Annotated in this window: 37 protein-coding genes; 23 read left to right on the top strand and 14 right to left on the bottom strand. The window is 46.5% G+C overall.

What is annotated here, in order from left to right; all coding sequences use genetic code 11:
• Positions 1-9 precede the first annotated feature (9 nt).
• The 5 genes from hemW to OH459_RS05465 all read right to left on the bottom strand — a co-directional run bounded on the left by hemW (position 10) and on the right by OH459_RS05465 (position 4,134).
• Complete coding sequence (hemW, locus tag OH459_RS05485) at positions 10-1,182, bottom strand: radical SAM family heme chaperone HemW (protein ID WP_029789656.1); 1,173 nt, start codon at positions 1,180-1,182, stop codon at positions 10-12.
• Between the two features lie 18 nt (positions 1,183-1,200).
• Positions 1,201-1,803: an XTP/dITP diphosphatase gene (locus tag OH459_RS05480; protein WP_009697579.1), complete on the bottom strand. Its 603-nt coding sequence runs from the start codon at positions 1,801-1,803 to the stop codon at positions 1,201-1,203.
• Between the two features lie 105 nt (positions 1,804-1,908).
• Positions 1,909-2,340, bottom strand: coding sequence for a DUF4426 domain-containing protein (locus OH459_RS05475; RefSeq protein ID WP_005425804.1), 432 nt, complete (start codon positions 2,338-2,340; stop codon positions 1,909-1,911).
• A gap of 157 nt (positions 2,341-2,497) precedes the next feature.
• Positions 2,498-3,481 carry a phage integrase gene (locus OH459_RS05470; RefSeq protein WP_029789654.1) on the bottom strand — a complete coding sequence of 328 codons (984 nt, stop codon included), beginning with the start codon at positions 3,479-3,481 and terminating at the stop codon, positions 2,498-2,500.
• Positions 3,478-4,134 carry an XRE family transcriptional regulator gene (locus tag OH459_RS05465; RefSeq protein ID WP_269986014.1) on the bottom strand — a complete coding sequence of 219 codons (657 nt, stop codon included), beginning with the start codon at positions 4,132-4,134 and terminating at the stop codon, positions 3,478-3,480. Before OH459_RS05465 ends, OH459_RS05470 begins: the two co-directional genes overlap by 4 nt.
• A gap of 104 nt (positions 4,135-4,238) precedes the next feature.
• Between OH459_RS05465 and OH459_RS05460 the strand changes: the two genes are divergently transcribed.
• From OH459_RS05460 to OH459_RS05360, 21 genes are all read left to right on the top strand, one after another.
• Complete coding sequence (locus OH459_RS05460; protein ID WP_269986013.1) at positions 4,239-4,469, top strand: DNA-binding protein; 231 nt, start codon at positions 4,239-4,241, stop codon at positions 4,467-4,469.
• A 280-nt stretch (positions 4,470-4,749) separates the two neighbouring features.
• On the top strand, positions 4,750-4,926 hold the full coding sequence (locus OH459_RS05455) for a hypothetical protein (protein WP_196297931.1): 177 nt from the start codon (positions 4,750-4,752) through the stop codon (positions 4,924-4,926).
• Complete coding sequence (locus OH459_RS05450; RefSeq protein ID WP_269986012.1) at positions 4,923-5,717, top strand: hypothetical protein; 795 nt, start codon at positions 4,923-4,925, stop codon at positions 5,715-5,717. The genes OH459_RS05455 and OH459_RS05450 overlap by 4 nt, the downstream gene beginning before the upstream one ends.
• Entirely contained in the window at positions 5,714-5,905 is a 192-nt protein-coding gene (locus tag OH459_RS05445; protein WP_045491122.1) for a hypothetical protein, read from the top strand. The genes OH459_RS05450 and OH459_RS05445 overlap by 4 nt, the downstream gene beginning before the upstream one ends.
• An 18-nt stretch (positions 5,906-5,923) precedes the next feature.
• Positions 5,924-7,882 (top strand): hypothetical protein, encoded by a 1,959-nt coding sequence (locus OH459_RS05440; protein ID WP_017190993.1) that lies wholly within the window; start codon positions 5,924-5,926, stop codon positions 7,880-7,882.
• A gap of 68 nt (positions 7,883-7,950) precedes the next feature.
• Positions 7,951-8,268 carry a hypothetical protein gene (locus tag OH459_RS05435; protein ID WP_017190992.1) on the top strand — a complete coding sequence of 106 codons (318 nt, stop codon included), beginning with the start codon at positions 7,951-7,953 and terminating at the stop codon, positions 8,266-8,268.
• Entirely contained in the window at positions 8,261-8,806 is a 546-nt protein-coding gene (locus OH459_RS05430; protein ID WP_269986011.1) for a hypothetical protein, read from the top strand. Before OH459_RS05435 ends, OH459_RS05430 begins: the two co-directional genes overlap by 8 nt.
• Complete coding sequence (locus OH459_RS05425; RefSeq protein ID WP_269986010.1) at positions 8,772-9,539, top strand: hypothetical protein; 768 nt, start codon at positions 8,772-8,774, stop codon at positions 9,537-9,539. The genes OH459_RS05430 and OH459_RS05425 overlap by 35 nt, the downstream gene beginning before the upstream one ends.
• A 139-nt stretch (positions 9,540-9,678) precedes the next feature.
• Entirely contained in the window at positions 9,679-9,813 is a 135-nt protein-coding gene (locus OH459_RS05420; protein WP_017190990.1) for a hypothetical protein, read from the top strand.
• 2 nt (positions 9,814-9,815) lie between these two features.
• Complete coding sequence (locus OH459_RS05415; protein WP_005449706.1) at positions 9,816-10,646, top strand: major capsid protein P2; 831 nt, start codon at positions 9,816-9,818, stop codon at positions 10,644-10,646.
• Between the two features lie 11 nt (positions 10,647-10,657).
• Positions 10,658-10,993 (top strand): hypothetical protein, encoded by a 336-nt coding sequence (locus OH459_RS05410; RefSeq protein ID WP_269986009.1) that lies wholly within the window; start codon positions 10,658-10,660, stop codon positions 10,991-10,993.
• On the top strand, positions 10,993-11,118 hold the full coding sequence (locus OH459_RS05405; protein WP_017190988.1) for a hypothetical protein: 126 nt from the start codon (positions 10,993-10,995) through the stop codon (positions 11,116-11,118). Before OH459_RS05410 ends, OH459_RS05405 begins: the two co-directional genes overlap by 1 nt.
• Before the next feature lies 1 nt (position 11,119).
• A complete protein-coding gene (locus OH459_RS05400; RefSeq protein WP_005449709.1) occupies positions 11,120-11,311 on the top strand; it encodes a hypothetical protein in 192 nt (63 codons plus the stop codon).
• Complete coding sequence (locus OH459_RS05395) at positions 11,308-11,682, top strand: hypothetical protein (RefSeq protein ID WP_042602340.1); 375 nt, start codon at positions 11,308-11,310, stop codon at positions 11,680-11,682. Before OH459_RS05400 ends, OH459_RS05395 begins: the two co-directional genes overlap by 4 nt.
• A gap of 3 nt (positions 11,683-11,685) precedes the next feature.
• Entirely contained in the window at positions 11,686-12,117 is a 432-nt protein-coding gene (locus OH459_RS05390; RefSeq protein WP_043037037.1) for a hypothetical protein, read from the top strand.
• The gene (locus OH459_RS05385; RefSeq protein ID WP_269986008.1) at positions 12,114-12,689 is read left to right on the top strand and encodes a hypothetical protein; all 576 of its coding nucleotides are present in this window, start codon (positions 12,114-12,116) and stop codon (positions 12,687-12,689) included. The genes OH459_RS05390 and OH459_RS05385 overlap by 4 nt, the downstream gene beginning before the upstream one ends.
• 2 nt (positions 12,690-12,691) lie before the next feature.
• Positions 12,692-13,390, top strand: a complete 699-nt coding sequence (locus tag OH459_RS05380; RefSeq protein WP_269986007.1) for a hypothetical protein — start codon at positions 12,692-12,694, stop codon at positions 13,388-13,390.
• 12 nt (positions 13,391-13,402) lie between these two features.
• Positions 13,403-13,885, top strand: a complete 483-nt coding sequence (locus OH459_RS05375) for a phage structural protein (protein ID WP_005449720.1) — start codon at positions 13,403-13,405, stop codon at positions 13,883-13,885.
• A gap of 97 nt (positions 13,886-13,982) precedes the next feature.
• Positions 13,983-14,183, top strand: a complete 201-nt coding sequence (locus OH459_RS05370; protein ID WP_005449722.1) for a hypothetical protein — start codon at positions 13,983-13,985, stop codon at positions 14,181-14,183.
• Positions 14,176-14,331, top strand: a complete 156-nt coding sequence (locus OH459_RS05365; protein ID WP_017190981.1) for a hypothetical protein — start codon at positions 14,176-14,178, stop codon at positions 14,329-14,331. The genes OH459_RS05370 and OH459_RS05365 overlap by 8 nt, the downstream gene beginning before the upstream one ends.
• 69 nt (positions 14,332-14,400) lie before the next feature.
• The gene (locus tag OH459_RS05360) at positions 14,401-14,727 is read left to right on the top strand and encodes a hypothetical protein (protein WP_017190980.1); all 327 of its coding nucleotides are present in this window, start codon (positions 14,401-14,403) and stop codon (positions 14,725-14,727) included.
• 48 nt (positions 14,728-14,775) lie between these two features.
• On the opposite strand, the gene OH459_RS05355 is transcribed toward OH459_RS05360, so the two are convergent.
• From OH459_RS05355 to OH459_RS05335, 5 genes are all read right to left on the bottom strand, one after another.
• The gene (locus OH459_RS05355; RefSeq protein ID WP_269986006.1) at positions 14,776-15,027 is read right to left on the bottom strand and encodes a hypothetical protein; all 252 of its coding nucleotides are present in this window, start codon (positions 15,025-15,027) and stop codon (positions 14,776-14,778) included.
• Between the two features lie 174 nt (positions 15,028-15,201).
• Positions 15,202-15,492 (bottom strand): DUF167 family protein YggU, encoded by a 291-nt coding sequence (gene yggU / locus OH459_RS05350; protein ID WP_005425805.1) that lies wholly within the window; start codon positions 15,490-15,492, stop codon positions 15,202-15,204.
• Positions 15,492-16,049, bottom strand: a complete 558-nt coding sequence (locus OH459_RS05345) for a YggT family protein (protein WP_005425806.1) — start codon at positions 16,047-16,049, stop codon at positions 15,492-15,494. The genes yggU and OH459_RS05345 overlap by 1 nt, the downstream gene beginning before the upstream one ends.
• Before the next feature lie 53 nt (positions 16,050-16,102).
• Positions 16,103-16,921, bottom strand: coding sequence for a pyrroline-5-carboxylate reductase (gene proC / locus OH459_RS05340; RefSeq protein WP_050937496.1), 819 nt, complete (start codon positions 16,919-16,921; stop codon positions 16,103-16,105).
• Positions 16,922-17,052: 131 nt separating this feature from the next.
• Positions 17,053-17,763: a YggS family pyridoxal phosphate-dependent enzyme gene (locus OH459_RS05335; RefSeq protein ID WP_009697582.1), complete on the bottom strand. Its 711-nt coding sequence runs from the start codon at positions 17,761-17,763 to the stop codon at positions 17,053-17,055.
• A gap of 28 nt (positions 17,764-17,791) precedes the next feature.
• Between OH459_RS05335 and OH459_RS05330 the strand changes: the two genes are divergently transcribed.
• On the top strand, positions 17,792-18,832 hold the full coding sequence (locus tag OH459_RS05330; RefSeq protein WP_005425810.1) for a type IV pilus twitching motility protein PilT: 1,041 nt from the start codon (positions 17,792-17,794) through the stop codon (positions 18,830-18,832).
• 31 nt (positions 18,833-18,863) lie between these two features.
• Positions 18,864-19,970 (top strand): PilT/PilU family type 4a pilus ATPase, encoded by a 1,107-nt coding sequence (locus OH459_RS05325; protein ID WP_017817653.1) that lies wholly within the window; start codon positions 18,864-18,866, stop codon positions 19,968-19,970.
• A gap of 59 nt (positions 19,971-20,029) precedes the next feature.
• Here the strand turns inward: OH459_RS05325 and ruvX are convergent, their stop codons facing one another.
• From ruvX to rsmE, 4 genes are all read right to left on the bottom strand, one after another.
• The gene (gene ruvX / locus OH459_RS05320; protein WP_005449738.1) at positions 20,030-20,455 is read right to left on the bottom strand and encodes a Holliday junction resolvase RuvX; all 426 of its coding nucleotides are present in this window, start codon (positions 20,453-20,455) and stop codon (positions 20,030-20,032) included.
• Positions 20,456-20,504: 49 nt separating this feature from the next.
• Entirely contained in the window at positions 20,505-21,068 is a 564-nt protein-coding gene (locus OH459_RS05315) for a YqgE/AlgH family protein (protein ID WP_005449740.1), read from the bottom strand.
• Positions 21,069-21,197: 129 nt separating this feature from the next.
• The gene (gene gshB / locus OH459_RS05310) at positions 21,198-22,148 is read right to left on the bottom strand and encodes a glutathione synthase (protein ID WP_005449741.1); all 951 of its coding nucleotides are present in this window, start codon (positions 22,146-22,148) and stop codon (positions 21,198-21,200) included.
• A gap of 14 nt (positions 22,149-22,162) precedes the next feature.
• The gene (rsmE, locus tag OH459_RS05305; protein ID WP_005449742.1) at positions 22,163-22,894 is read right to left on the bottom strand and encodes a 16S rRNA (uracil(1498)-N(3))-methyltransferase; all 732 of its coding nucleotides are present in this window, start codon (positions 22,892-22,894) and stop codon (positions 22,163-22,165) included.
• Between the last annotated feature and the right edge of the window lie 53 nt (positions 22,895-22,947).

The raw sequence follows: 22,947 nt of genomic DNA, 5'->3' as shown, positions 1-22,947 counted from the left end.
TTCTCTTTCTTATTCCTCTTCCACCATAAAGGCTTCAAGCAAATCATTGAGGAACAGCTTACCTTTCTCGGTAATTTGCCAGTGAGTCTCTGTTTCACTCAGATAACCCATCTCAAGTGCCCAATCGATAGTCTCTTGAATTGAGCTCAACGGCAGACCTGTTGTATCGATGTAGTCTTGTTTCGGGCACGCTTCCATTAAGCGGAAACGGTTCATAAAGAACTCAAACGGGCGATCTTCATCAGCCACAAGCTGTTCACTATCCAGATATGGCTTCACCATGTTTTGATATGCCATCAGGTAGCCACGTGGGTGCTTGACCTTAGTGGTACGAACAATGCGACCATCAGCAAAGCTCAGCTTGCCGTGTGAGCCGCAGCCAATGCCAAGGTAGTCACCAAAGCGCCAGTAGTTCAGGTTATGCTGACACTGATAGCCCGGCTTGCTGTAACCAGAAATCTCGTATTGAACATAACCCGCCGCTGCGAGTTTCTCATGTCCTTGTTCGAAGATATCCCACAAGTCATCGTCATCTGGCAGAGTCGGTGGCTTGTAGTAGAACATGGTATTTGGTTCGATGGTCAGCTGATACCAAGACAGGTGCGGTGGCGCCAACTCAATCGCTTTGTCCAAATCAGCCAAGGCTTGTTCGATGCTTTGATCTGGTAAGCCGTGCATGAGATCGAGGTTAAAGCTATTCAAGCCGATTTGGTGCGCCAGCTTAGCGGCATTGACGGCTTCGTCTTGACCGTGAATGCGCCCCAAACGCTCAAGCTTCTGTTGCTCAAAGCTTTGCACACCGATAGAGATGCGCGTTACACCAGCCTTGCGGTAGCCAACAAAACGCTCAGCTTCAATGGTGCCTGGGTTAGCTTCCATGGTGATTTCGATTTCAGGCTTGAACGGAATACGCGCTTCAATGCCCTTAAGTAGGCGCTCGATGCCTTCTGCCGAAATCAAACTCGGCGTACCACCACCAATGAAGATTGAATGCAGTGGACGTGGCGCTTCGTTAAGACGGTATTTCTCAATGTCGGTATCCAAATCTTCAAGAAGAGCATTGATGTACTCTTCTTCTGGGATCTCGGCTTTAAGCGCGTGAGAGTTAAAGTCGCAATATGGGCACTTTTGTACACACCACGGGATGTGTACATACAAGCTCAGTGCTGGGGGCGTTAACATGGTCTAATTCGCTCGAGATTACTGAGACACTTGCTCAGACAATTGAGCAAACAACGACTTGAGTGCTTTACCGCGGTGAGACAGTTGCTTCTTACGTGCTGGCTCAAGTTCGGCAGACGCACAGTTGTCTTCAGGAACGAAGAAGACTGGGTCGTAGCCAAAGCCATTTTCACCGTGTGCTTCAGTTAGAATGCGACCTTCCCATTTACCGTGACAAACGATAGGGGTTGGATCGTTCTCGTGACGCATCAAAACCAATACGCAGTGGAAACGAGCGGTGCGCTCTGCTTCTGGTACGCCTTCCATTGCTTTAAGTAGCTTCTCTAAGTTCTCTTGGTCAGAGGCTTTTTCACCTGCGTAACGTGCAGAGTAAATGCCCGGAGCACCTTTCAAGAAATCGACTTCTAAGCCTGAGTCGTCCGCAATCGCAGGAAGACCCGTTTCTTGTGCGGCATGGCGAGCTTTGATGATCGCGTTTTCGATGAAAGTCGTGCCAGTTTCTGCTACTTCAGATACGTTGAATTCACTTTGCGCCAATACTTCAAAACCGAAGTCAGACAGCAGATCTGCCATCTCACGAACTTTGCCTTGGTTGCCTGTTGCTAGCACTATCTTTTTCATGGTCGTCTCTTTCTGTAGCGATAAAGGGAGAACGCAGTGTTCTCCCTGATTAAATTGGTTCTGGGGTTATGATGTTCTAAAAGCTTTTAGATCATCACAACCTAATTACTCTTCGACATAAAATTTCTGGGTGAATTTAAGCTTACCTGAGCCTTTGTTTCCAGCTTTAACGTCAATATCGAAGGTAAAAGTTTCTTCGTTAGTAATACCGAGCTCTGCTAGGTAGTAAATCGCATCGCCTTCTTTCACTTCACGGAAGGTGAGCTTTTGCGTTTGACCGATAAGGTTCTTTGCCTGACCACTGATTTTAGCTTCAACGGCAGGTTTACCTAAAGAGGCACTGTCGAGCACGCTGATGTTCAGTACGGCATTGTAGCCATTACGCTTGATGTCGTAGCTACGGGCGATCTTGGGAGTTAAAAAGGTCGAGTTAAACGCGATGTAGTGGACCTCGATGTCTTTCATGGTTTTGAACTGACCTGCCATGCTTGGTAAAGACAACAGGCTGATCAGTAGGGCGGTAATCCATTTGCTCATTATCACTTCCTCGAATCGGGCGTTTTATTATTGGTACGAATTTCGTAAATAAAAAGCCATCAAATGAAGGCTTTTAAATCCTATTAAAATAAGGTGATTCCTTTATTTTAAAGGCTTCTTTATACTGTTTATATTTACATGTGTTTGGTTGTTAATACTAATTGTGGTCATTTTGTGGGCTTCTTAAGGGGTTGAATTTAACAGCGTCCTGCAAGTAATCAGGGGCAAGGTGCGCATAGGTCATAGTTTGCTGAATGGTGGAGTGTCCGAGTATCTTTTGTAGGGCAAGTATGTTGCCTCCATTCATCATAAAATGACTTGCGAATGTATGCCTCAATACATGGGATGCTTGACCTCTGGGTAATCCAAAATCACAGCGTTTTTGGATTGCATAAAACTCATTGTAGCAATCAGAAAATAACCTTCCGCTGTTGCCTGTTTGAATTTCCAGTTCGAGCTTCTTATCTATTGGAACTGTTCTGTTTCTTCCATTTTTTGTATCCACAAAGGTGACACGACCATTAACAAGTTGGCTGCCTTTCAACCCCTCCGCCTCCCCCCATCGTGCTCCGGTGGCTAAGCATAGCTTGGCAACTTTTAGGGCGTCGCCAGACAAAGAAGTAAGCAATATATCCATCTCATTTTGAGACAGAAATTGCATTTCTCTTGCTCTTGGTCTTCTTAACTTAAAGCCTTTAACTGGATGGGTTCCGCTATATTCCTGAGCCTCCATCAAAACAGTAAAAACATTACTTAGACACATAATCTTGCGATTAAATGTAGTCATTGCTTTGTTATTGTCTAGATGATGGACTCGATAGTCTGCAAGCATCTTGTGGTTTATTTGGTAGGCTTTAGGACTGTCTAGTTCGACATCGATTTGCTTCAGTATACGGTGGTATGTAGTAGCAGTTTTTTTACTTTGCCCTTCATATTTCCACCATAAATCAATCAACTCTTTTAGCGTTCTGCGGTCTGCTGGTTTTTCGAGCCAATCCTTGTTGTGAGCGGTAGCAAGTATATGTTTTTCGTACTGGCTGGCTTCGTATTTAGTCTCAAACTTTCGCCTATACCGCTTCCCATCTCTACCTTGCGGGCGAACATCGACAAGGTATTTATCACCTTGTTTTTTGATGCTCATAGGTTTTTCACCACCTGACGAATACGCCCATTAACTCTTAGTCTGCTTAGTTCGTCTTTGGTTAGTAAAAAATTGCTGTGCTCGGGGTTGTCGCTAATTATGTGATAGCCTTGGCTCGCAATGTCATAACGTAAACGCTTAACTAGCAGTTGGTTGTCAATGGAAATGGCATAGACACCATCGTAGACGCCGACATGCTCTTGAGTGTCTACTACCAACAAGTCACCATCCATTAGGGTGGGGCTCATCGAATCGCCTCTCGCCTTTATGGCACAAGCATCCTCTTTCTTGATTCCTAAGCGCTTTAAGTCTTCAACCAGAATCAAATGCTCACCAATAATGGAGTCGTCATGCTGAAAACTACCACAACCAGCACTAGCCTCCGCCGAATATAGGGGGATAGTTTCAAAATCAGATGCACCCAAGAAGCGGGCATTTTCAAAAGAGACATTGCCTGCACCTGATAGCCAATCGATATTTACATTGGTCGCTTGAGAAATTTTTATTAATGAATCAAGTGTAGGGGAGGTTGTGCCGTTAAGGTATTTACCCATGACAGCATGAGATATTCCACATTTTTCAGCAAACTTTCTACCTGAAGTTTCACCTTTTAATTCTTTTAATCGATTAGAAAAAGTAATGTTACCCGCCATGACTTTGCCTTTACTAGTTTACAGTGTCTCTAATTGGAGGCATTCTGTATTTATTTAAATCCAATGAAGCGTTTGGATGCGTTTAGATGTAAGGGAAAGATACCATGAACATACCAGTGCAACCAGATATGCCTTATTTGCCTGTCGATGAATTTGCGCGCCGTTGGGGAGTTACACCTCAATCTGTCCGCAATATGGTTCACGAAGGAAGGCTGCCAATCAAAAAGAAAAAGCGTGGAGAGAAAAAGGTTTACATCAATATGCTTGTTCTGTGGGAACACGCCAAGGCGGACGCCGATGAACAAGCAAAAGATAACTTTTTTAGAGCTTTTTAAGGGGGAAGTATGAGCAATAGGTCAGATACCCAAAAAGCATTTCGCGAAATATATAGCGTAGAGCGAACTATGGAAGGGGCGGCTCGCTTCCTTGGCTATTACGAAGTATTCAGCAAATACCAAGTTAAAGAAGTACACCAAGTACACATAGTCTCTTTGGTGCGTTGCTGCTTGAGCGATAGAAATCTAGAGCTTCGTAACTTTGGAGCAATAGAGTTGCGCTTAAGACATTTTAAGCGCACGGGGCAACTTAGCCGTCTCAAAAATTATTGAGGTGAGTATGCCAACTGAAAAAGGGATTGAAACGATAGAAGGCATCAAAGCCAAGTATTTCCCTAATTTTGGGAAGCCAAAACCGCGCAGTGGTCAGGATTATCGCTTTAGCAGAAAGGGGCAAGCTGAGTTTAGGAAAGCGGCGAAACTGCAAGCAATCAAACATAGAAGGCTAATTGAATGAACCAATTCAAATACAACCCCAAGCGAATCAACATTCTATCTAGTGGGGGCGGAACCCAGTCCAATGCCATGATAGTGCTTATTTCTCAAGGAAAACTACCTAAGCCTGACCTAATTATCATGTCTGACACGGAGCGAGAAATGTCAGAGGTCTTTGATTATCAGAGAGAGCACATTGCGCCACTTTGCGAACAGATGGGTGTGGAATACCTCATTGTCCCAAAAAGCGATTACACCAAATACGACCTAACAGACCCAAAAGGAAAGAATGTGCTACCGCCATTTTTTACCGAGTGGAACGGTAGGGATAAAAACGGACAGTGCAACAAACAGCCGGGCTTTTGCAGTGATAAATGGAAAGGTGAGGTTGTCCGTAGGCTATGTAATGAGCGCTTCCCTAAATCACAGTTCGACATGTGGCTTGGAATGACTACGGATGAACTGCGTCGCGTCAAAGTCACCGTTGGAAAATGGCAAAAGCGCTACCCACTTGTCGAGATGAGATTATCTCGTTCGGATGCAATTCGCATTGTCGAAAAAGCTGGATTGCCTACGCCTCCCCGCTCCGCTTGTTGGATGTGTCCAAATAGGAACGATACAGAATGGCAATACATGAAAGACCATTGTCCAATGGATTTTGAAAAGGCTGTCCAGTTCGAAAAGGATTTGCAAAAGGAATATCCGCACCTTTGGTTGCATAAATCAGGTGTGCCGATTGGCGAAGTAATTTTCTTCGATGGTCAGATAGATATGTTTTCGGGGTTTTGCGATTCAGGGATGTGTTTTGTATGAGTCGCAATGCCAAGTATGAAGCAGCCAAGAAAGCGCAAGGCTTAAAGAAGGTCACTCTATGGGTTCCCCAAGACAGAGAGAGTGAGTTTCACATGTTGGCAAAAGCTTGTTGTGAACATCGCCATTTAACCTTTAACACCCTGCGAGATACCAAGTCAGGTAAGTACGTTTCTCTAGAGAATTTATAGCCCGTCACTGGTGACAGAATGAAAATTGAAGAGTTGCTACATGTGGGTGGAGCCATTCGCCCACTGGATAAAATCAAAGAAGCCGAAGCCTGCTATCAAGCGGGTTTTTTAGGTTCCAAATTTTACCAACATTCGAATTTTTCCGAATGGGCTGAGATTGAGAACCAAAAAATCCGTGAAGCGCAGCAACTGCATTTCATCCGCACGAAACACATCCGCGAAGCGGCGCGCGATAGCGCGGAGACAATAGGCTTGTCCAAGGGCGCAAAAGTCCGACACAAGAAAAAGAGCCAAAAAATACACCGAATCACTAAGCGTCTGCGAACGCTACAGCACCCTACGGGGCAAAAGACGGAGCTTGATAGCCGTTTAGGGCATGACAACATTGATGCGTTGTATTCGACCACAGAGCGAAACAAAGCAAGGGTGTTACCGTCAGTTGGTAAGCCTTGCTATGAATTTGAGAAACAATTAGCCCCTTCAAGCTTGCATATCCAGCACCGGAAATGGTCAGGGCAATATCGAGCGCAAGTTGTGGCACAAACGCCACCTAGTTCGGCGCCGGATGCAAATACAGGTGAGCGCTTCACCGAACAGTTAACCAAACGTAGCGTGTCAAAAATATTTGAGTCGGGAGCGTACGTTGCCCAATGTCATGACGGATTCACAACGTTTATCACGCTGACGTTTACTAAAGAGCAGCGACTTGCACTATTTGGCGCACAAGCGGAAGCCGAAGGCAGACCATTTACTCCTATCGAATTTATTCGAGACAAAGGAACGATTGTTCACGGTAAAGATGGGCAATACACCTTACTACCGAAAAAGCCTTTCACCATTGTGAAAACGGCAGAGACCACCATGGGGCGAGAGGTTTCTCGCTTTCTTGATGGGTGCAAAAAGATGTACCAGCGCGGTTGGGAAACTGAGGCGGGTGAAAAGATAAATCCACACTATAAAGCCAAGCCTTCGCCATTTGGTCCAGACAGGGAAAAAGCTGATTTTCATTATGTTTGGGTTGCTGAGTGTCCACCAAGCAAAGACCCTCAAACCAATGAAATCATTGGCGAGCCTAACCCCCATATTCACCTCATTATGCGATGGTCGGTGGAGCCTGTTTATTTTCGTGATTGGGCTAAACGTCTTGAGGGACTTTGGGGTAAAGGGATGGCGCACATCGAATGGATAAAACAGCCCAAGGCAGCCAGCACCTATTTAATCAAAGCGCTTGGTTATGCCGCAAAAGGTGAGAATGCAGACCAAGGGTTAATTCGAGGTAATCGCTACAACATTGCACGTTGTTCACGCGCGCCAGCTTGGGAGACGCTCGCCACGTTTGACACCGATAACATTACGGCAGTCATCAAAGAGCTTGGCTACAAGCTGGAGCAATGGAAAAAACCAATGCAGCGCTCAATCGCTCGCATCAATAAGCAAAAAGCACAAACGGTGAAGGCGGTTGGTATTGCTGAGCAGCAAAGCAAGCCTGATGAGCATTTGAACAAGCTGAAAGCGCGCATTATCCGCTTAGAGAGAGCGGCAAAGAATGTAGCGCAAGATATGAAAGCTCGTGAGATGAATGTGTCCACCAAGAATGCTTTCTCTATCACCTTTGATGGTGAGGACGCCAAGGCTCGAATGGATAAGTTTCTTATGTGGGCAACAGGGGCGCGCGGATGGTCAATGGAGCTTATCGGTGCGATGGGACAGCATGACGAGATTCTAAGGCGAGAGATTTACGGGAAATCTCACGAAATAGACCTGAGTGATTTACGCGAATCTGCTCGGGAGCAATACGAAAGTGAACGTGAGCGCTTTTTAGAGCGTCGAGCTTACTGGCGAAGCGTTTTGGATAGTTTGCCGCCGATACCTGAGCCTGATGAGGATGAAATAAACCTAGCAATGGCAAACAAATATGCCTACTTGGAGGCTTCCTACCAAGTTCGTCAACGATGCGAATCAGAGGCGACTCATTAACTTCTGCCAACGATGTGAATCAGGGGCATCTTTAACTAACAACTAACGTCGAGAGACAGGGGAATATTATGAAAACACTATCTATTGATGATTGTCAGCGTGACCTTGCCGCGCTGGATGCGGCTGACCAGTTAACGGCATCACTGAAAAAGCAGATTGCCAGCTTAAAAGGGATGGACTCAAAGTCGATTATGAAAACCGCCATGCCAATGCTGATGAGCGGCAACATTTCCCTAGAAGGTTTGGGCTTGCCTGTAAACCTGTTTGAGCAAATCGAGCAACTAGAGCAAATCAACAGTGTTGGACGCGCTAAGCTTCGCGCTCGCATCACTGCTGATTTACATGCGCTAAACGGTATTGAAGAGGCAGAGGTGAGCCATGGCTAAGGTCGAAAACCCAGTTCGCGGTTATGTGTCTTGTCCGGTTTGCCAATCTGCCTCAACCGTTCACCAATGCGGTGAAGGCAAATTGATTGCAACTGGTGAAACACCAAAAAACGGGCGCAATATCGGTATTTTGTATTACCGCTGTCCTGAGTGTGGTAACAGCTCAATCAGTAAGCGCGGGAGCGAGTTTATTAGCGCAAATATGGTCGCGGAATTAAGCGACCTTAAACCGCTTGAAGCCGCGCCAGTACAGGTTAGCGAGCCTAAAATCGAAGTCGAAAATGAAACGGTTATTTCTGGTGTTGAATTTGAGTTTGACGCCAAAAGCAAGCAAGCGGTTATTGATGCGGCTATTCCAGTGTTTGAAAAGCACGGCTCAACGCTGATGGCAGTGTTTGGGGACTACATCGAAGAGGCAACGCTTGTTCTTGCTATCTTGGGTTTGGTCTACGCATCACGAAAACAGCTTGAAGCGCTTCAACGTAGCAAGATGGAGGCGGAGCATGGCGAAAAAGCCTCAACCTCTGGCACTGCCTAACCCTGTAAACTCGAACCCGTCACACGATGCTGAGCATACGATTTATGTGGCGGGAACGGGAGGCGGGAAAACCTCAGCCGTTAAACACCTAGGGCTGGTTCCCAAATCGGCTCAAGCGGTGTTTTTTGACCCGTATCGAAACTATGCAGGGGCGAAATTTCGCGGTCAGCGATGCCTTGGGGTAAGTACGCGTCTCGGTTTTCTCAAGGCGTTAGTGATGGCACGTAGACGTGGTAAACCGTTTAAGTTGGCTTACGTACCGAGTAAAGGCGCGACAGCGGAAGAGCTGGAGTTCTTTTCATCGGTGGTGTGGTCAATGGGTAATGGTCGCGCTGATAAGCTACACATCATCATTGAAGAGTTGGCTTCTTGTGTTGAAACCAATGGCAAGCTTAAAGGGCGAGCGGGTGAGCTGCTTCGCGGTGGTCGTCAATATGGGTTGGTTGTGCACACGGTTTTTCAACGGGGGCAAGAAGTGCCGAAAACCGTCACTGAGCAATCAAGCGTTTGGTGGATTGGTGCGGTTAACTCAATGGCAGATGCGCAATGGTTAGCGGATAGACGAGGGTTGGACGTGAACACCATTGCCCAATTGAAATCTGCCAAGATAAACAAACTGCGAATCAATAAGCCTATCGCAGAATATTTATTGGTGTGCGATGGCATTGGTAACGTTCAACACAAGGCGTTTAACTGCGCGACAGGGGCAAAGCTCAGTTTAAATTATCGCTAAATGACAGTGATTTACTTCACATCTAAACCTATAGGTTATTCGTTTAACCTATAGGTTTAAAGTCAGTGACCGCCGTGTGGTTGTCTGATTTGATAATGGCTCTTTTAACTCTTTCCAACGATGCGAATCAGGGGAAAACATGAAAATGAAAGCAAGTCATAAAACTATGCTGATGACGGTTGTCGTTGCGCTATTGGTGTTAGCGGCAATCAACAACATTGGCGCACTTAAGCCAGTTAAAGAACAGCTTAACGGCAATGCAGGGTGGTTTTAATTATGGAACTACTCAACACACCATTTAACCCTCGTCCACTCGATTTAGACCCTGTAGAAGGGGTGAATTGGGGCAACCAAGCAAGCTTACGCTTGGTTAGTGGTCCAACTTACCAATCCATCGAGTTGGTAACTGACATCCTTAATCCAGCCGATATTGAGCGTGTACGCATCACGCTAAACGGCAAAGAAGTCTACAACCTAACAGGTCAAGACTTGGTTGACCTTCAAGAGCACCGCAAACAGTTCACTCAGGCGGGACGTTACGTTATTCCTTTTGCAGATCTAACGCTGCGTACAAAAGGTGGTGTGCGTACTGGTGAGCTAGTGACTCTGCAAGGTGAAATCTGGTTTGTTTACATCCAGCTTGCATCAAAAGCGGGTGGCACAGCTGCGCCAAGTATCCGCGCACGTTCTCACACGACTCAAGCTCAATCACAACGTATTTACTTGCCACGCATTTACTCACTGTCTTGGTTTGCAAGTGCAACAGGTCGTACGCCGTTTGATTTTGCTGAGCGCTCACCTTTGCTGTCATTGAAGCGCATTCACTTCAAAGACGCATCCATTGACCGTGTTCGCGTTCTTCGCGACAGCGTCGAAGAAATCAACGTCAACAAAGCTGATAACGCTTTTGACCTTGCCATTGTTGGCTTAGAGCAAAATAACGGCTGGTTCAGCCTTGATTTTGTTCGTACTGGCTTTGGTGTGGAAGGTCGTCTGCCTACCAATGCCATGAAGCAGCTTCAATTCGAGCTTGATAAGTCTCAAACGGGCAGTGTGCCAGTGCTGATTGAAGCCATTGAGCAAGTGGGCACTATCTCAGCGAATTAAGGGGGTGAGCAATGTCCTTACCTGACCAAGCAAAAGCGGCTGCCAGTTCTGGCAACTGGTTTGACAGCATCTTAGAAGGTGCGGGCGAGCTTGTTGGTGGTGCGGTCGATGTCGTGGGCGACTTCGGTAATGACTGGCTCGGTATCAAGATGGGTAACGAGCTAGAACGTGCTAAGTCAGCCAGTCCAGACGAAAACCGCGCCAACAATAACAACTATCAGCAACCAAACGGACAGCCAGTGAATACAGGCGGTAACGGTGTTCAATGGCAGACCATTGCCATTGTGGTGGTGCTGCTGCTGGTTGTGTTCGGTGGATTGGCATTTGCGCTTAAAGGGGGCAAGTGATGCCAATCGTCTATCTGGGAATTGTTGGATTAACCCTTGGCTTTTTGACTGCCAAGGAAATCAACAAATCAGCGTGGCTCATTGTGGTGGTGCTTGCGCTGATTATCTGGCTTAAAAGGGGTTGATATGCTGGGTTCATTAACCAGTTTAACGGGTGGTGGTGGTCTGCAAGGCGGTGCGGCTGGACCATCGGCAGCGAAAAGCAGTAACCAGTCAGGGCAATCTATCGGCGGTATCAACATGGGTGGTGGCGTGAGTCCTTGGCTCATCCTTGCTATTGCCATACTGGTCATCGTTGCCCTAAAGGTACTCAAATGATTCAGGTGGTAACGCATGACGAAGGCATAAAAGAGCAACTGCGCGAAGCGTTTCGCGCTTGCCCTGATGACTTCGAGGTGATGGAGCAAGCCATTGAAGATGGGTTTGTCAGTATCTACCTCATTCATGGTGATGACTATCGTTTAGCGGTTGCGGGTGAAGTAGTCGGCAATGATTACTTTGTGTGGGCGGTCGAGGGAAAAGGGGCAGTGAATGCCTCTCGGGAACTGGCTGCCTACGTGAAAAACAGCGGCTTAGATGCGATTACCACCAAAACGTATTTTCCATTGGTGGCACGTTTGCTCAAACGCCTTGGCAATGTCTCGACCATGGCGCAAGGCGACCACCAATTATTGCGATGGGAGGTTTAGCGCATGGGTGGTAAATCCAGTTCAAGCAATAAAACCAGTACCAAAAATACCAGTAGCCAGAATGCCATTAGCGGCGACAACCTTGGGGTTGCACTAAGTGGTATTGAAGGCTCAACGATTAATGCCACGGTCACCGACCATGGCAGCATTGAAAAGTCGTTTAACTTTGCAGGTGACGCGCTTGATGAATCTCTCAAGCTCGCCAATGGCGCACTCAAAGAGTACAGCTCAAGCAATAGCGAAAACCTTCAAATGATAGCGGGACTTGCGGGTAACCAAGCGGCTCAAAACACACAGAACTTAGACAAGCTGACCGAGCTTGCAAAGTTCAAACAAGACAACGGACAAAGCGCGCTAAACAAACAGCAGTTGATTCTGATGGCAATCATTGTGCTCGTACTTGGTTTTGTCCTGTTTAAGGCGGTGCAGAAATGAACCTGACACTTATTAAAGGGCAAGAAGTGCCGCTCAATGTCGAATCGAGCTGGCTATTCATCGAGTCCTATCAGGGCAAATTGTCGGTGCGATTAGATGCGACGGGCGAAGAGTTCACGCTACCTAGTGGCTCAGTGCTTCGCTATGGCAAGCCAATGGGGCGCATCTTACTCAGTGGCGAAGGTGAGCTGTCATTTGAACATGGTAGCGGTGATTTTACCCCGCCAGTCGAAGGGCAAAAGCTCGAAGTTACAGCCATGCCGAAAGTTGAGTTAGAAGACAACCAACAGGTAGTGGTATCCAAAATTCCTAAGATGGAGTTTGCGGATAATCAAACCGTTCGCGTTCACGTGGGTGACAACCTTATTGGGCGTCGTGGCGAATTGCCATTGCCTATTCCCGCTAATGCCAACCGCAAAGGGGTGATTATCAAAGCGCCATCGAGCAATACAGGTTTTGTGAGTATCGAGGGCTTTGAGCTTGCAGCAGGCGAAACGGTCACCATCGAAACGACGGCGGCGTTCAAGTTATCAGGAAAAGCGCCAGATACCGCGCAACTATTGGAGTATTAACCATGGCACTACCACCGCTACCAACGGGTAGCAGCCGAAATAAAATCGAATTTTTGTATAAGCACATGAACTCAGGTGAATCCGGCTCTGGTAGCGCATTGCCGATTATTCAAGGGCGATTTGTGCCTAACAATGATACTGGGTGGAATGCTGACCTAGACGGCTTTTTCATTAAATACGATGCGCCGAGTTATGTTGAAGATGGGGATATGGACATTATGCCTCTCATCCGTCCCAAGCTTGAAAGTGACGGGGAGCTAGTAAGAGTGTTCTTCAATATCTCCGCAATGGCTCGCCTATCAGGCTTCCAAGGCGAATTGGGTTTTTACATTGTGCTGGCAGATGAGCAGGGCAACGTCATCAAAGAGAATGACGGCTACCTAAGAAAGCTTGAGCTAAAAAGTACAACCGTTCACGGCAAAGCGTCAGAACTGGGGCAGCGTGTCACCGTTAACGAAACGGGCATTTTGCAGATTGGCAAAGATACCATCAAAGATAAGCAAAAGGTCTTTCCTCACTTGTTAATTCAAGCCGACCCCGTGTACGCCGCTGACAGTGGCAGAACCAATAAAGGCGTTGTGAGTGATTTATACCTTCACAGTGGCGATGTCGTGATTATTGGCTTGGGTGTGTCATCAATAGACCTGACGTTCGTGCCGCGCGAGCCGAGCTCAGAGTCGGGTTCACCAGTACCCAACTAACAGGGAGGTGTTATGGCTCGCAAGCTCATTATCACCATCATTGCTGTCATCTTAATTTTCTCTCTGTATCAGGGGCAAAAGATTATGAAATCACAACTCAATCGCGGTATTCGCAATAACAACCCGCTCAACATTCGCATTAGTGGTAACGCTTGGACGGGGAAGGTAACGCCTTCGAAAGATAAGGCATTTGAAACCTTCTCGGATTCAAAATACGGCTTTCGTGCGGCGGCGAAACTCATCCGCAACTATCAGAACCTGTATGGGCTAAATACGCTGTCAGGCATCATTCACCGATGGGCGCCAGCTAGCGATAACAACGACACGGATAACTACATTCAGTTTGTGGCCGGCAAGTTGAACGTAAACCGAAATGCACCTTTGAACCTGTATGACGATGCCTTTATGGCTCGCCTTGTTCATACCATGTCCATTATGGAAGTGGGGCGTTATTACTCACTGAGTGATGCCGCCGAAGGGGTAGCACTCGCATGACCAAACAAGAAGTAATGCAAAAGTTAGTGGTTGGGATTCTGACCGCTTTAATCAGCGCTTATATCTGGAAGCGCATCAACGGTTAGGAGCCAGCATCATGAAAATAGATTTGAAACAACCATCAACGAAGAAAGGGATTGCTTTACTCGGTGCGGGTATTGCATTGGCAACGGGGCACCCTGAACTATTAACCGCAAGCGTGACGCCGGAAGGTGTACAAATGGGTGGTTTGATTGGTGTGGCTGCGCCAATGCTGCTTGGCTTGTGGGAAACAATCCGAGATGAGTTTAATGGCTGAGTACCAGACGATTATCGTTGCTGCAGTAAGTGCGTTGTTCAGTGGAATTGGCGTAGGCGTTACGCTTAAAACTGATGTTAAGTGGCTGCGTCTGATGATGGAAAAGATGGATGAACGGATTACGCGGTTAGAGAACAAGGCTAATTGAGAAAAGTCATTTAGTTGTATTTAGTGCGCTAGAATATAGTCAATGGAAAGTGCTTTTTCAGGAGCAAGCATGGAAGTTATCACTAAAAACAACTTGATTGAGTTTTCTTCAAATCTAGCAACGCATGCAGAAGAGGTAAAGGTTGGTTTTAAGTCTATCTGGGCTGATGACTCTTTATCGGAGCTCGAAATGAAAGTAAAGCTATTGGGTGAGTATTTAAATTCTCAACCATTAGATTTATCAGAGAATTGGAGTGAAGTGGATAGTGCAAAATCTAATTTACTAATTGCTGAAAGGCGTTTGTTAGAGCTACACACATACAAAGACAATATTATTTTAGTTGGTGTCTGTTCGTTAATGGTTAGCGCTGCTGGGGTTATGATGTTTGTATTGTAGTGAGCGAGCCTTGAGTCTCGCTCGGTATTAAATTGGCAAATGTCACGCTCAATCAATCAGTGCTGGCGTTAAGATAATATCGACATCGGTTGTGGTAAAAATATCTGGTCGACTTTCTTCAACTCGTCGAATAATTTTGGTTGTTTTGTAAAGAAAAGAACCGACAGGAAGGACAAAAAACTCACCTAAAGAGGGAATGTCAGTGGAATTTGCATCTCTCACTACTAGCAATGGTTCGTTTAATGTAGTGTCCCACTCGTCACAAACGTCTGGGTCTATTTGATAAAAATTCAGATTCATTAAGTCTCCTATTTTTGTATCGTTTTAATCAAGCATAAACAATATGTTGAGTATAGGAGCCATTTAGATAAAAGACCGCTATTTTACAGCGGTCTTTTTTTGTTGTGGTCTTTTTGTGGGAGTGTTTTTTGTTTTTTTCTTTTAAATTAGGTGCTTAGTCTAAATAAAAAGCCATCAAATGATGGCTTTAATTTCTGTTGGTATTTGTACTGGGGATTCTATCCGAATTTGTTTATGACGTCCCAGTTCACCTTTTTCTATGTGAACCAAACCTTTAGCAACTTTAAATTGTTTGGCTAAAAACTTGGTTAGGTGCGCATTCGCTTTACCATCGACAGGCGGTGCGGTGATGGCAATTTTGAGCTCTTCACCATGCAAGCCGACGATCTTATCGCGGCTTGCTTTTGGTTGGATGTAGAGCCGAAGCACCACATCCTCGCCGTCATGCCAAACTGCTTCTGACATTATAGTTGGTACCAGATAGGACCAATCATGTCGCCCATCAGGAAGTTGGCAAATTGTAGACCAATGAACAGCACAAGCACGCTCAAGTCGAAGCCACCCATTGCTGGGATGATGCGACGGATTGGCGCTAGCATTGGCTCAGTTAGCTGGTGGAATACGTACTCGATAGGGCTGCGACCTTGGCTAACCCAGCTCAGGATTGCACGGATCAATAGTACCCAGAACAACAAGCCGCCAGCGGCTTTAATCAGAGACAATAAGCCTAGGAATAGGAAGTCCATACTAAATGAAACTGACCCGCTAGAAGCGATCAGGATCAGCGCAACAAACTTAAGCACACACAACACGTAAGCAAACAGCACTGTCGCTAGGTCGATGCTACCAATGGATGGGATCACGCGGCGCAGTGGACCCACAACCGGTTGGGTTGCTTTGACGATGAACTGCGAGAATGGGTTGTAGAAATCTGCACGAGCAGCTTGCAACCATATACGCAAAATCACGACCATGATGTACAGGTCAAATAGGGTTGAGATGAGAAAACTCATTGAATTCATAAGGTACCCTTAACAAGTAAGTGAGTGACACAGAGTGGGTATCACTCAAGTCATTAAAACAGTTTTTCCATTTCTTCAGCGCGAGCAACCGCAGCTTGCATTGCTTTCGCCACAATATCAGACAGTTGGTGCTCGTTGAACGTACGTAGTGCTTCTGCCGTTGTGCCACCTTTTGATGTCACGTTCTCGCGCAGTGTTGAAAGCTCAGTTTGTGGGTTTTCTACCACCATACTTGCAGCACCAAGTGCGGATTGTTGAACTAACGTGCGAGCCGTGTCTTTATCGAAACCTTGAGCAATTGCTTCTGCTTGCATCGCTTCCATAAACAGGAAGAAGTAAGCTGGTGCGCTGCCTGCCGCGGCAATCACATTGTTGATGCCAGATTCTTGTTCGACCCAGCATACCTTACCGCAGGCTTGCATTAGCTCTGCCGCGAAGGCTTTATCTTGTTCTTGCACATGTTCAGGCGCGTAAAGACCACTCATGCCCAAACCAAGTTGTGATGGTGTATTTGGCATCACGCGAACCAAGTTGAGCTTAGTTGCTAGCATGTCATCCAAGCGTGAACAGTTGATGCCAGCCGCAATAGAGATAACCAGTTTATTGCTGAAGTCGATAGATTGCAGTGGTTTACACACTTCTTCCATCATTTGTGGCTTCACAGACAATACCACAACATCCGCTTCTGTCGCGGCTGCGATGTTATCGCTGGTGGTACGGATACCAAAGTTTTGCTCAAGAGGTTGGCGACGTGTCTCCGATGGGGCGGTCGCAATGATGTTCTGTGCTGGGTAGCCATTTGCTACGAGACCAGAAACAATCGCACGCACCATGTTTCCCGCGCCGATAAAGGCAATCTTTTTATGTTCCATATGTCTGATTTCCAAATATAAATTCTTACAATTTGTTGTGCGCTCAGGTGTATAATTGCACCACTTTGCTCTGAGTGCCGAAATAGAAGGCACTCAGACTCAAATTCGCAGTGTCTAACAACGAGTCGCTTTTATTGCTGTTTGCTGTAGTCGCGCGCGCCAAAAATCGCTGTGCCAATTCGCACCATAGTGCTACCTGCTTCGATTGCCGCATCCATGTCTCCGCTCATACCCATGGATAGCGTGTCGACATCCGGGTACTGCTGGGCTAGCTTTTGCTTTAGCTCTTCAAGTTGCTTAAATGCGCGAAGTTGTGATTCGTAATCTGGCACGTTGGCAGGAATCGACATCAACCCTCTTAACGTGAGGTTTGGAAGGCGAGAAATCAACTCAGCCAGTTCGAATATTTCTGCATCAGCAACGCCAGATTTTGACTCTTCACCACTGGTGTTAACTTGAATCAGAACTTGCAGTGGTTTTAGCTCGCTTGGACGCTGGTCATTGAGGCGTTGAGCGATCTTAGCGCGATCAATGGTGTGAACCCAATCGAAATGTTCAGCAACAGGGCGTGATTTATTGGATTGAATTGGACCAATGAAGTGCCATTCGATTCGATTATCTGGATAATGCTCGGCAAAGTGCTGAACTTTACTGACGCCCTCTTGGACGTAGTTTTCACCAAACGCCTCTTGGCCAGCTTGGTAAGCTTCGAGAATTGCCTCGACAGGTTTAGTTTTGCTTACTGCTAGAAGTTGCACTGACTCTGGAGCACGACCGCATTTTTGTTCGTCGTGTCGAATTTGAGAGGTGATATGTTCAATGTTTTGTTGAATACTACTCATAGCTGTACTTTAGACTTAAGGATTTTAAATGGATATCACTGAGTTACTGGATTTTAGTGTAAAACATAATGCTTCGGATCTACATCTTTCTGCAGGTGTACCACCAATGGTTCGTATTGATGGTGATGTAAGAAAGCTGGGCATTCCAGCGTTTACACACCAAGAAGTGCATCGTTTGGTTTTTGAAATCATGAACGATGCGCAGCGCAGTGAGTTCGAAGAAAAACTCGAAGTCGATTTTTCATTTGAATTGCATAACGTTGGCCGTTTTCGTGTCAACGCTTTCAACCAATCTCGCGGTTGTGCGGCTGTGTTCCGTACCATCCCAAGTAGCATTCCAACACTGGAAGAGCTAGAAGCCCCAGAGATCTTCAGAAAGATTGCCAATGCTGAAAAAGGCCTGGTACTGGTTACCGGTCCAACGGGTTCTGGTAAATCGACTACCTTGGCAGCCATTGTTGACTACATTAACCGTAATCACAATAAGCACGTCCTAACAATTGAAGATCCGATTGAATTTGTTCACACCAACAATAAGTGTCTGATCAACCAACGTGAAGTACACCGTGATACACACAGCTTCCAAAACGCACTGCGCAGCGCATTACGTGAAGACCCGGATGTGATTCTAGTTGGTGAGATGCGTGATAAAGAAACCATCAGTTTGGCGCTGACGGCTGCTGAAACGGGTCACCTTGTTTTCGGTACGCTGCACACTAGCTCAGCAGCGAAAACCATCGACCGTATTATCGACGTATTCCCAGGTAGTGACAAAGACATGGTGCGTTCGATGCTGTCGGAGTCGCTGCGTTCGGTTATTGCACAAAAACTGTTAAAACGTAATGGTGGTGGTCGTATTGCTTGTCATGAAATCATGATGGCGACACCTGCGATCCGTAACCTTATTCGTGAAGACAAAGTCGCGCAGATGTATTCGATCATTCAGACCGGTGCGGCGCATGGCATGCAGACCATGGAGCAGAATGCTCGTCAATTGATGGCACAAGGCATGGTATCGCGTGAAGAAGTGGATAAGAAAGTTGAAATTGAAGCGCAGCAATTCTCGTAACGAATTACTTAGGAAATAGCGAATACGGACGATGGATCTGAATAAATTTCTCGAAGGCATGCTGGCGTTAAAAGCGTCGGATCTATACATCACTGTCGGTGCCCCGATCTTGTTTCGTGTGGATGGCGAATTGCGTCCGCAAGGCGATAAGCTGAGCGAAAATGACGTAGCCTTGTTGCTTGATAGTGCGATGGACCCGGAGCGACGACAAGAGTTTCGCAAAAGCCGCGAGTCGAACTTTGCCATTGTCCGTGATTGCGGTCGCTTCCGTGTCAGTGCCTTCTTCCAACGTGAATTACCGGGAGCCGTCATTCGTCGTATTGAAACCAATATTCCAACGTTTGAGCAGCTTAAGTTGCCTTTGGTGCTGCAAGATCTTGCAATTGCCAAGCGTGGTTTGGTGCTGGTGGTTGGTGCGACAGGCTCTGGTAAGTCGACCACCATGGCTGCGATGACGGGTTATCGCAACAACAACAAGACTGGTCATATTCTTACGGTAGAAGACCCAATTGAATTTGTGCATGAGCATAAACGTTGTATTGTGACTCAGCGTGAAGTGGGCTTGGATACTGACAGCTATGAAGTGGCGTTGAAGAACTCGTTGCGTCAGGCACCAGACATGATTTTGATTGGTGAGATCCGAAGCCGAGAAACGATGGAATACGCAATGACCTTTGCTGAAACTGGTCACTTGTGCATGGCTACATTGCACGCCAACAACGCAAACCAAGCGCTTGAACGTATTTTGCACTTGGTGCCGAAAGACCAGAAAGATCAGTTCTTGTTTGATCTGTCGATGAACTTAAAAGGCGTAGTAGGTCAGCAGTTGATCCGTGATAAGAACGGTCAGGGGCGTCATGGCGTGTTTGAGATCTTATTAAATAGCCCGCGTGTATCCGATCTGATCCGTCGAGGCGATCTTCATGAGTTGAAAGCAACCATGGCTCGATCCAATGAATTTGGGATGTTGACCTTCGACCAATCGCTCTACAAGTTAGTGATGCAAGGTAAGATCAGTGAAGAAGATGCATTGCACAGTGCGGACTCTGCCAACGATCTGCGTTTGATGTTGAAGACGCAACGTGGTGAAGCATTCTCTACGGGCAGTTTGGCGAACGTTAAGATCGATATGGATTAATCCAATTCAGAAACGAAAAAGGTTGGCGAAACCAACCTTTTTCATTGTGCTTGAAGCGTTTACTCACCCCAAAGGTTTTCAAACCAACTCTCAAGAATCACGACCGCTGATTGGCAGTCGATATTGCCTTTCGATAGCGCTTTGTAGCCACCCATACTGAACAACTCTGCGCGTGCTTCTGCGGTTGATAGGCGTTCATCATGCAATTCAACGGGTAAGCCGTAACGACCGTGCAGGCGATTGGCGAACTTCTTCGCTCGTGGCGTGATGGTTTCTAAGTCTTTACCGTGCAAGTCTGTTGGCAAACCCACCACCAATAGGTCTGGTTGCCACTCTTTAATTTGTTTCTCGATGTCGTCCCAGTTTGGAATGCCGTCATTCGCTTTGAATGCTTTAAGTGGGGAAGCCGTGCCGGTGATTTCTTGCCCGATAGCACTACCAATGCTCTTGGTACCGAAATCGAAGGCCATGATTGTGCGTGACATAATGTGTCTCGAATCTAACTAAATAAAATAGGTTGAGTGTGGAAGCGCGTTAAGCGTGCCCTGCATCCGAAGATAGCTGGCTTGGATCGATACCTAATTTCTCGACTGCTTTTTTCCAACGATCGATAATTGGAGTATCGAAAATGATCTCTGGCGTCGCTTCGATGGTCAGCCAAGAATTCTCTGCCAACTCAGTTTCTAATTGACCTGCACTCCAGCCGGAATATCCAAGTGCCACTAAATAGTCGCTTGGTTCCGCTTCTGTACCAAGTACTGACAAGATGTCTTTAGACGTGGTAACTGCCAGTTCGTCAGTCATTTGAATGCTTGATTCGTAGTAGTCTTTTGGTTTGTGCAAGATAAAACCACGATCTTCAGAAACAGGACCGCCGTTGTACACTGGTCTATCTAAGCTTGCTTCAAACAGGCGAGGGTGCACAGGTTGCACTTCGACTTGATTGAGCATACTACCAACCGTGATATCGACAGGTGCGTTGATCATCAACCCCATAGCGCCTTCTTCGTTGTGTTCACAGACGTAGATAACGCTATTCTGGAAGTAGGGATCTTTCATTCCCGGCATGGCAACTAAGAAATGGTTTGTGAGGTTCATTCTCATCTCGACCTTATAAGGCTATTAAAAATACTTAAGCAAACCCCATGTTTTCACCTGTACGGGTATGTGCATGAGTTTGCTTAAGTTAATCCACAACGCTCTTATTTAACTGTAATACAGTTTGAGTTATTCGCCTTTCACTCGGCGCTCAATCGCGTCCATTAGCTTGCCTGTGATTGAAATATCAAAAGCCGCTTCAATTTCACGAATACAGGTTGGGCTCGTTACGTTGATTTCCGTTAGCTTGTCGCCAATCACATCAAGACCCACAAAGATAAGACCTTTTTCTTTTAGGGTCGGTGCAACCGCTTGAGCGATCTTCATATCAGTTTCGCTAAGTGGGCGAGCTTCACCTGTGCCGCCTGCCGCTAGGTTACCACGTGTTTCACCTTTTGCAGGGATACGAGCAAGGCAGTAAGGCATTGGCTCACCATCAACCACTAGGATGCGCTTGTCACCATTGCTGATATCTGGCACGAAGGTTTGCGCCATCGCGTAGTTTTGACCATGGTTTGTTAGTGTCTCGATGATAACTGATACGTTTGGATCGTTCTCTTTCACGCGGAAGATAGATGCGCCGCCCATGCCATCAAGTGGTTTTAGGATCACATCACCGTGTTCTTCACGGAAGGCTTTAATCTTCTCAGCTTTACGCGTCACAATAGTGGTTGGTGTTAGCTCTGGGAACCAAGCTGTGAACAGTTTCTCGTTACAGTCACGTAGGCTTTGTGGCTTGTTAACGATCAGTGCGCCTTGCTCTTCAGCGCGCTCAAGGATGTAAGTTGCGTAGATGTACTCTGTGTCGAACGGAGGATCCTTACGCATTAGCACAGCATCAAGTTCAGACAGTTCAATGGTCTGCTCTGATTTGAATTCGTACCAACCCGTTGGATCTTCTTTTAACTCAACCACTTTGGTGTCTGCGATTGCTTTACCTTGGTCTAGGTGCAGATCATTCATTTCCATGTAGTGGATTTCGTAGCCGCGGCGTTGCGCTTCAAGCATCATGGCAAAGCTAGAGTCTTTCTTGATGTTAATGGACGAGATTGGGTCCATTACGATACCGAGTTTGATCATTATTTTTCTCCGTTTTAACCAAGATCGCCGAAACGAACTTGTAAGGCTGTAATTGCTGTCAGAGCCGCTGTTTCGGTACGCAGAACACGAGGGCCGAGTAGCGTCTCTTCAAATTGATATTCGCGAGTCATGTCGATCTCGTCAGAAGATAGACCGCCTTCAGGACCAATTAATAGACGAACTTTTTCAACAGGTGTTGGCAAGGTGTTGATTGAGTACTTCGCACGTGGATGCAGGTTAAGCTTCAAGCCGTCGTACTCTTCTTGGCACCACTCTTCTAAGCTCATGATAGGGCGAATTTCAGGTACTACGTTGCGACCGCACTGTTCACACGCACTGATCGCAATCTTCTGCCACTGAGCTAGCTTCTTCTCGAAACGTTTTTGGTCTAATTTCACGCCACAACGCTCAGAGATCAGCGGTGTAATTGTATTCACGCCAAGTTCTACTGATTTTTGGATGGTGAACTCCATCTTATCGCCACGCGAAATGACCTGACCAAGGTGAAGGTCAAGCGGTGACTCAATGCTGCTTTCTACGCGTTCAGAGATCTCAACCATCACATTCTTTTTGCTGACTTCGCTGATGACAGCTGGGAATTCAGCACCGCTGCCGTCAAATAATAGGACTTCTTGACCTTCTTTCATGCGAAGCACACGACCAATGTGACCTGCTGCATCGTCGCTTAGAGCAATGATGCCAAGTTGTTGAATGGTTTCTGGATGATAAATTCGAGGGATACGCATAGTGTTTCGATTTCCTGCATACGCGAGTGTTTAGACACTAACATGGATGCTTT

The sequence above is a fragment of the Vibrio sp. MM46 genome, from assembly GCF_027587135.1.
Classification (GTDB): domain Bacteria; phylum Pseudomonadota; class Gammaproteobacteria; order Enterobacterales; family Vibrionaceae; genus Vibrio; species Vibrio harveyi.
The sequence above is the reverse complement of the archived record's forward strand: the minus strand, read 5'-3'. Positions and strand labels throughout refer to the sequence as shown.

Excerpts from the sequence above, each read along its gene's own strand:
- OH459_RS05480 (WP_009697579.1), bottom strand. The coding sequence starts at position 1,803 with ATGAAAAAGATAGTGCTAGCAACAGGCAACCAAGGCAAAGTTCGTGAG.
- proC (WP_050937496.1), bottom strand. The coding sequence starts at position 16,921 with ATGGAACATAAAAAGATTGCCTTTATCGGCGCGGGAAACATGGTGCGT.
- OH459_RS05465 (WP_269986014.1), bottom strand. The coding sequence starts at position 4,134 with ATGGCGGGTAACATTACTTTTTCTAATCGATTAAAAGAATTAAAAGGT.
- OH459_RS05420 (WP_017190990.1), top strand. The coding sequence starts at position 9,679 with ATGAAAATGAAAGCAAGTCATAAAACTATGCTGATGACGGTTGTCGTT.
- OH459_RS05440 (WP_017190993.1), top strand. The coding sequence starts at position 5,924 with ATGAAAATTGAAGAGTTGCTACATGTGGGTGGAGCCATTCGCCCACTG.
- ruvX (WP_005449738.1), bottom strand. The coding sequence starts at position 20,455 with ATGTCACGCACAATCATGGCCTTCGATTTCGGTACCAAGAGCATTGGT.
- OH459_RS05450 (WP_269986012.1), top strand. The coding sequence starts at position 4,923 with ATGAACCAATTCAAATACAACCCCAAGCGAATCAACATTCTATCTAGT.
- OH459_RS05380 (WP_269986007.1), top strand. The coding sequence starts at position 12,692 with ATGGCACTACCACCGCTACCAACGGGTAGCAGCCGAAATAAAATCGAA.
- gshB (WP_005449741.1), bottom strand. The coding sequence starts at position 22,148 with ATGATCAAACTCGGTATCGTAATGGACCCAATCTCGTCCATTAACATC.
- OH459_RS05445 (WP_045491122.1), top strand. The coding sequence starts at position 5,714 with ATGAGTCGCAATGCCAAGTATGAAGCAGCCAAGAAAGCGCAAGGCTTA.
- OH459_RS05365 (WP_017190981.1), top strand. The coding sequence starts at position 14,176 with ATGGCTGAGTACCAGACGATTATCGTTGCTGCAGTAAGTGCGTTGTTC.
- OH459_RS05425 (WP_269986010.1), top strand. The coding sequence starts at position 8,772 with ATGGCGAAAAAGCCTCAACCTCTGGCACTGCCTAACCCTGTAAACTCG.
- OH459_RS05355 (WP_269986006.1), bottom strand. The coding sequence starts at position 15,027 with ATGAATCTGAATTTTTATCAAATAGACCCAGACGTTTGTGACGAGTGG.
- OH459_RS05460 (WP_269986013.1), top strand. The coding sequence starts at position 4,239 with ATGAACATACCAGTGCAACCAGATATGCCTTATTTGCCTGTCGATGAA.
- OH459_RS05325 (WP_017817653.1), top strand. The coding sequence starts at position 18,864 with ATGGATCTGAATAAATTTCTCGAAGGCATGCTGGCGTTAAAAGCGTCG.
- OH459_RS05430 (WP_269986011.1), top strand. The coding sequence starts at position 8,261 with ATGGCTAAGGTCGAAAACCCAGTTCGCGGTTATGTGTCTTGTCCGGTT.
- OH459_RS05315 (WP_005449740.1), bottom strand. The coding sequence starts at position 21,068 with ATGAACCTCACAAACCATTTCTTAGTTGCCATGCCGGGAATGAAAGAT.
- OH459_RS05335 (WP_009697582.1), bottom strand. The coding sequence starts at position 17,763 with ATGAGTAGTATTCAACAAAACATTGAACATATCACCTCTCAAATTCGA.
- yggU (WP_005425805.1), bottom strand. The coding sequence starts at position 15,492 with ATGTCAGAAGCAGTTTGGCATGACGGCGAGGATGTGGTGCTTCGGCTC.
- OH459_RS05415 (WP_005449706.1), top strand. The coding sequence starts at position 9,816 with ATGGAACTACTCAACACACCATTTAACCCTCGTCCACTCGATTTAGAC.
- OH459_RS05475 (WP_005425804.1), bottom strand. The coding sequence starts at position 2,340 with ATGAGCAAATGGATTACCGCCCTACTGATCAGCCTGTTGTCTTTACCA.
- hemW (WP_029789656.1), bottom strand. The coding sequence starts at position 1,182 with ATGTTAACGCCCCCAGCACTGAGCTTGTATGTACACATCCCGTGGTGT.
- OH459_RS05435 (WP_017190992.1), top strand. The coding sequence starts at position 7,951 with ATGAAAACACTATCTATTGATGATTGTCAGCGTGACCTTGCCGCGCTG.
- OH459_RS05470 (WP_029789654.1), bottom strand. The coding sequence starts at position 3,481 with ATGAGCATCAAAAAACAAGGTGATAAATACCTTGTCGATGTTCGCCCG.
- OH459_RS05410 (WP_269986009.1), top strand. The coding sequence starts at position 10,658 with ATGTCCTTACCTGACCAAGCAAAAGCGGCTGCCAGTTCTGGCAACTGG.
- OH459_RS05370 (WP_005449722.1), top strand. The coding sequence starts at position 13,983 with ATGAAAATAGATTTGAAACAACCATCAACGAAGAAAGGGATTGCTTTA.
- OH459_RS05405 (WP_017190988.1), top strand. The coding sequence starts at position 10,993 with ATGCCAATCGTCTATCTGGGAATTGTTGGATTAACCCTTGGCTTTTTG.
- OH459_RS05375 (WP_005449720.1), top strand. The coding sequence starts at position 13,403 with ATGGCTCGCAAGCTCATTATCACCATCATTGCTGTCATCTTAATTTTC.
- OH459_RS05385 (WP_269986008.1), top strand. The coding sequence starts at position 12,114 with ATGAACCTGACACTTATTAAAGGGCAAGAAGTGCCGCTCAATGTCGAA.
- OH459_RS05395 (WP_042602340.1), top strand. The coding sequence starts at position 11,308 with ATGATTCAGGTGGTAACGCATGACGAAGGCATAAAAGAGCAACTGCGC.
- rsmE (WP_005449742.1), bottom strand. The coding sequence starts at position 22,894 with ATGCGTATCCCTCGAATTTATCATCCAGAAACCATTCAACAACTTGGC.
- OH459_RS05400 (WP_005449709.1), top strand. The coding sequence starts at position 11,120 with ATGCTGGGTTCATTAACCAGTTTAACGGGTGGTGGTGGTCTGCAAGGC.
- OH459_RS05390 (WP_043037037.1), top strand. The coding sequence starts at position 11,686 with ATGGGTGGTAAATCCAGTTCAAGCAATAAAACCAGTACCAAAAATACC.
- OH459_RS05455 (WP_196297931.1), top strand. The coding sequence starts at position 4,750 with ATGCCAACTGAAAAAGGGATTGAAACGATAGAAGGCATCAAAGCCAAG.
- OH459_RS05345 (WP_005425806.1), bottom strand. The coding sequence starts at position 16,049 with ATGAATTCAATGAGTTTTCTCATCTCAACCCTATTTGACCTGTACATC.
- OH459_RS05360 (WP_017190980.1), top strand. The coding sequence starts at position 14,401 with ATGGAAGTTATCACTAAAAACAACTTGATTGAGTTTTCTTCAAATCTA.
- OH459_RS05330 (WP_005425810.1), top strand. The coding sequence starts at position 17,792 with ATGGATATCACTGAGTTACTGGATTTTAGTGTAAAACATAATGCTTCG.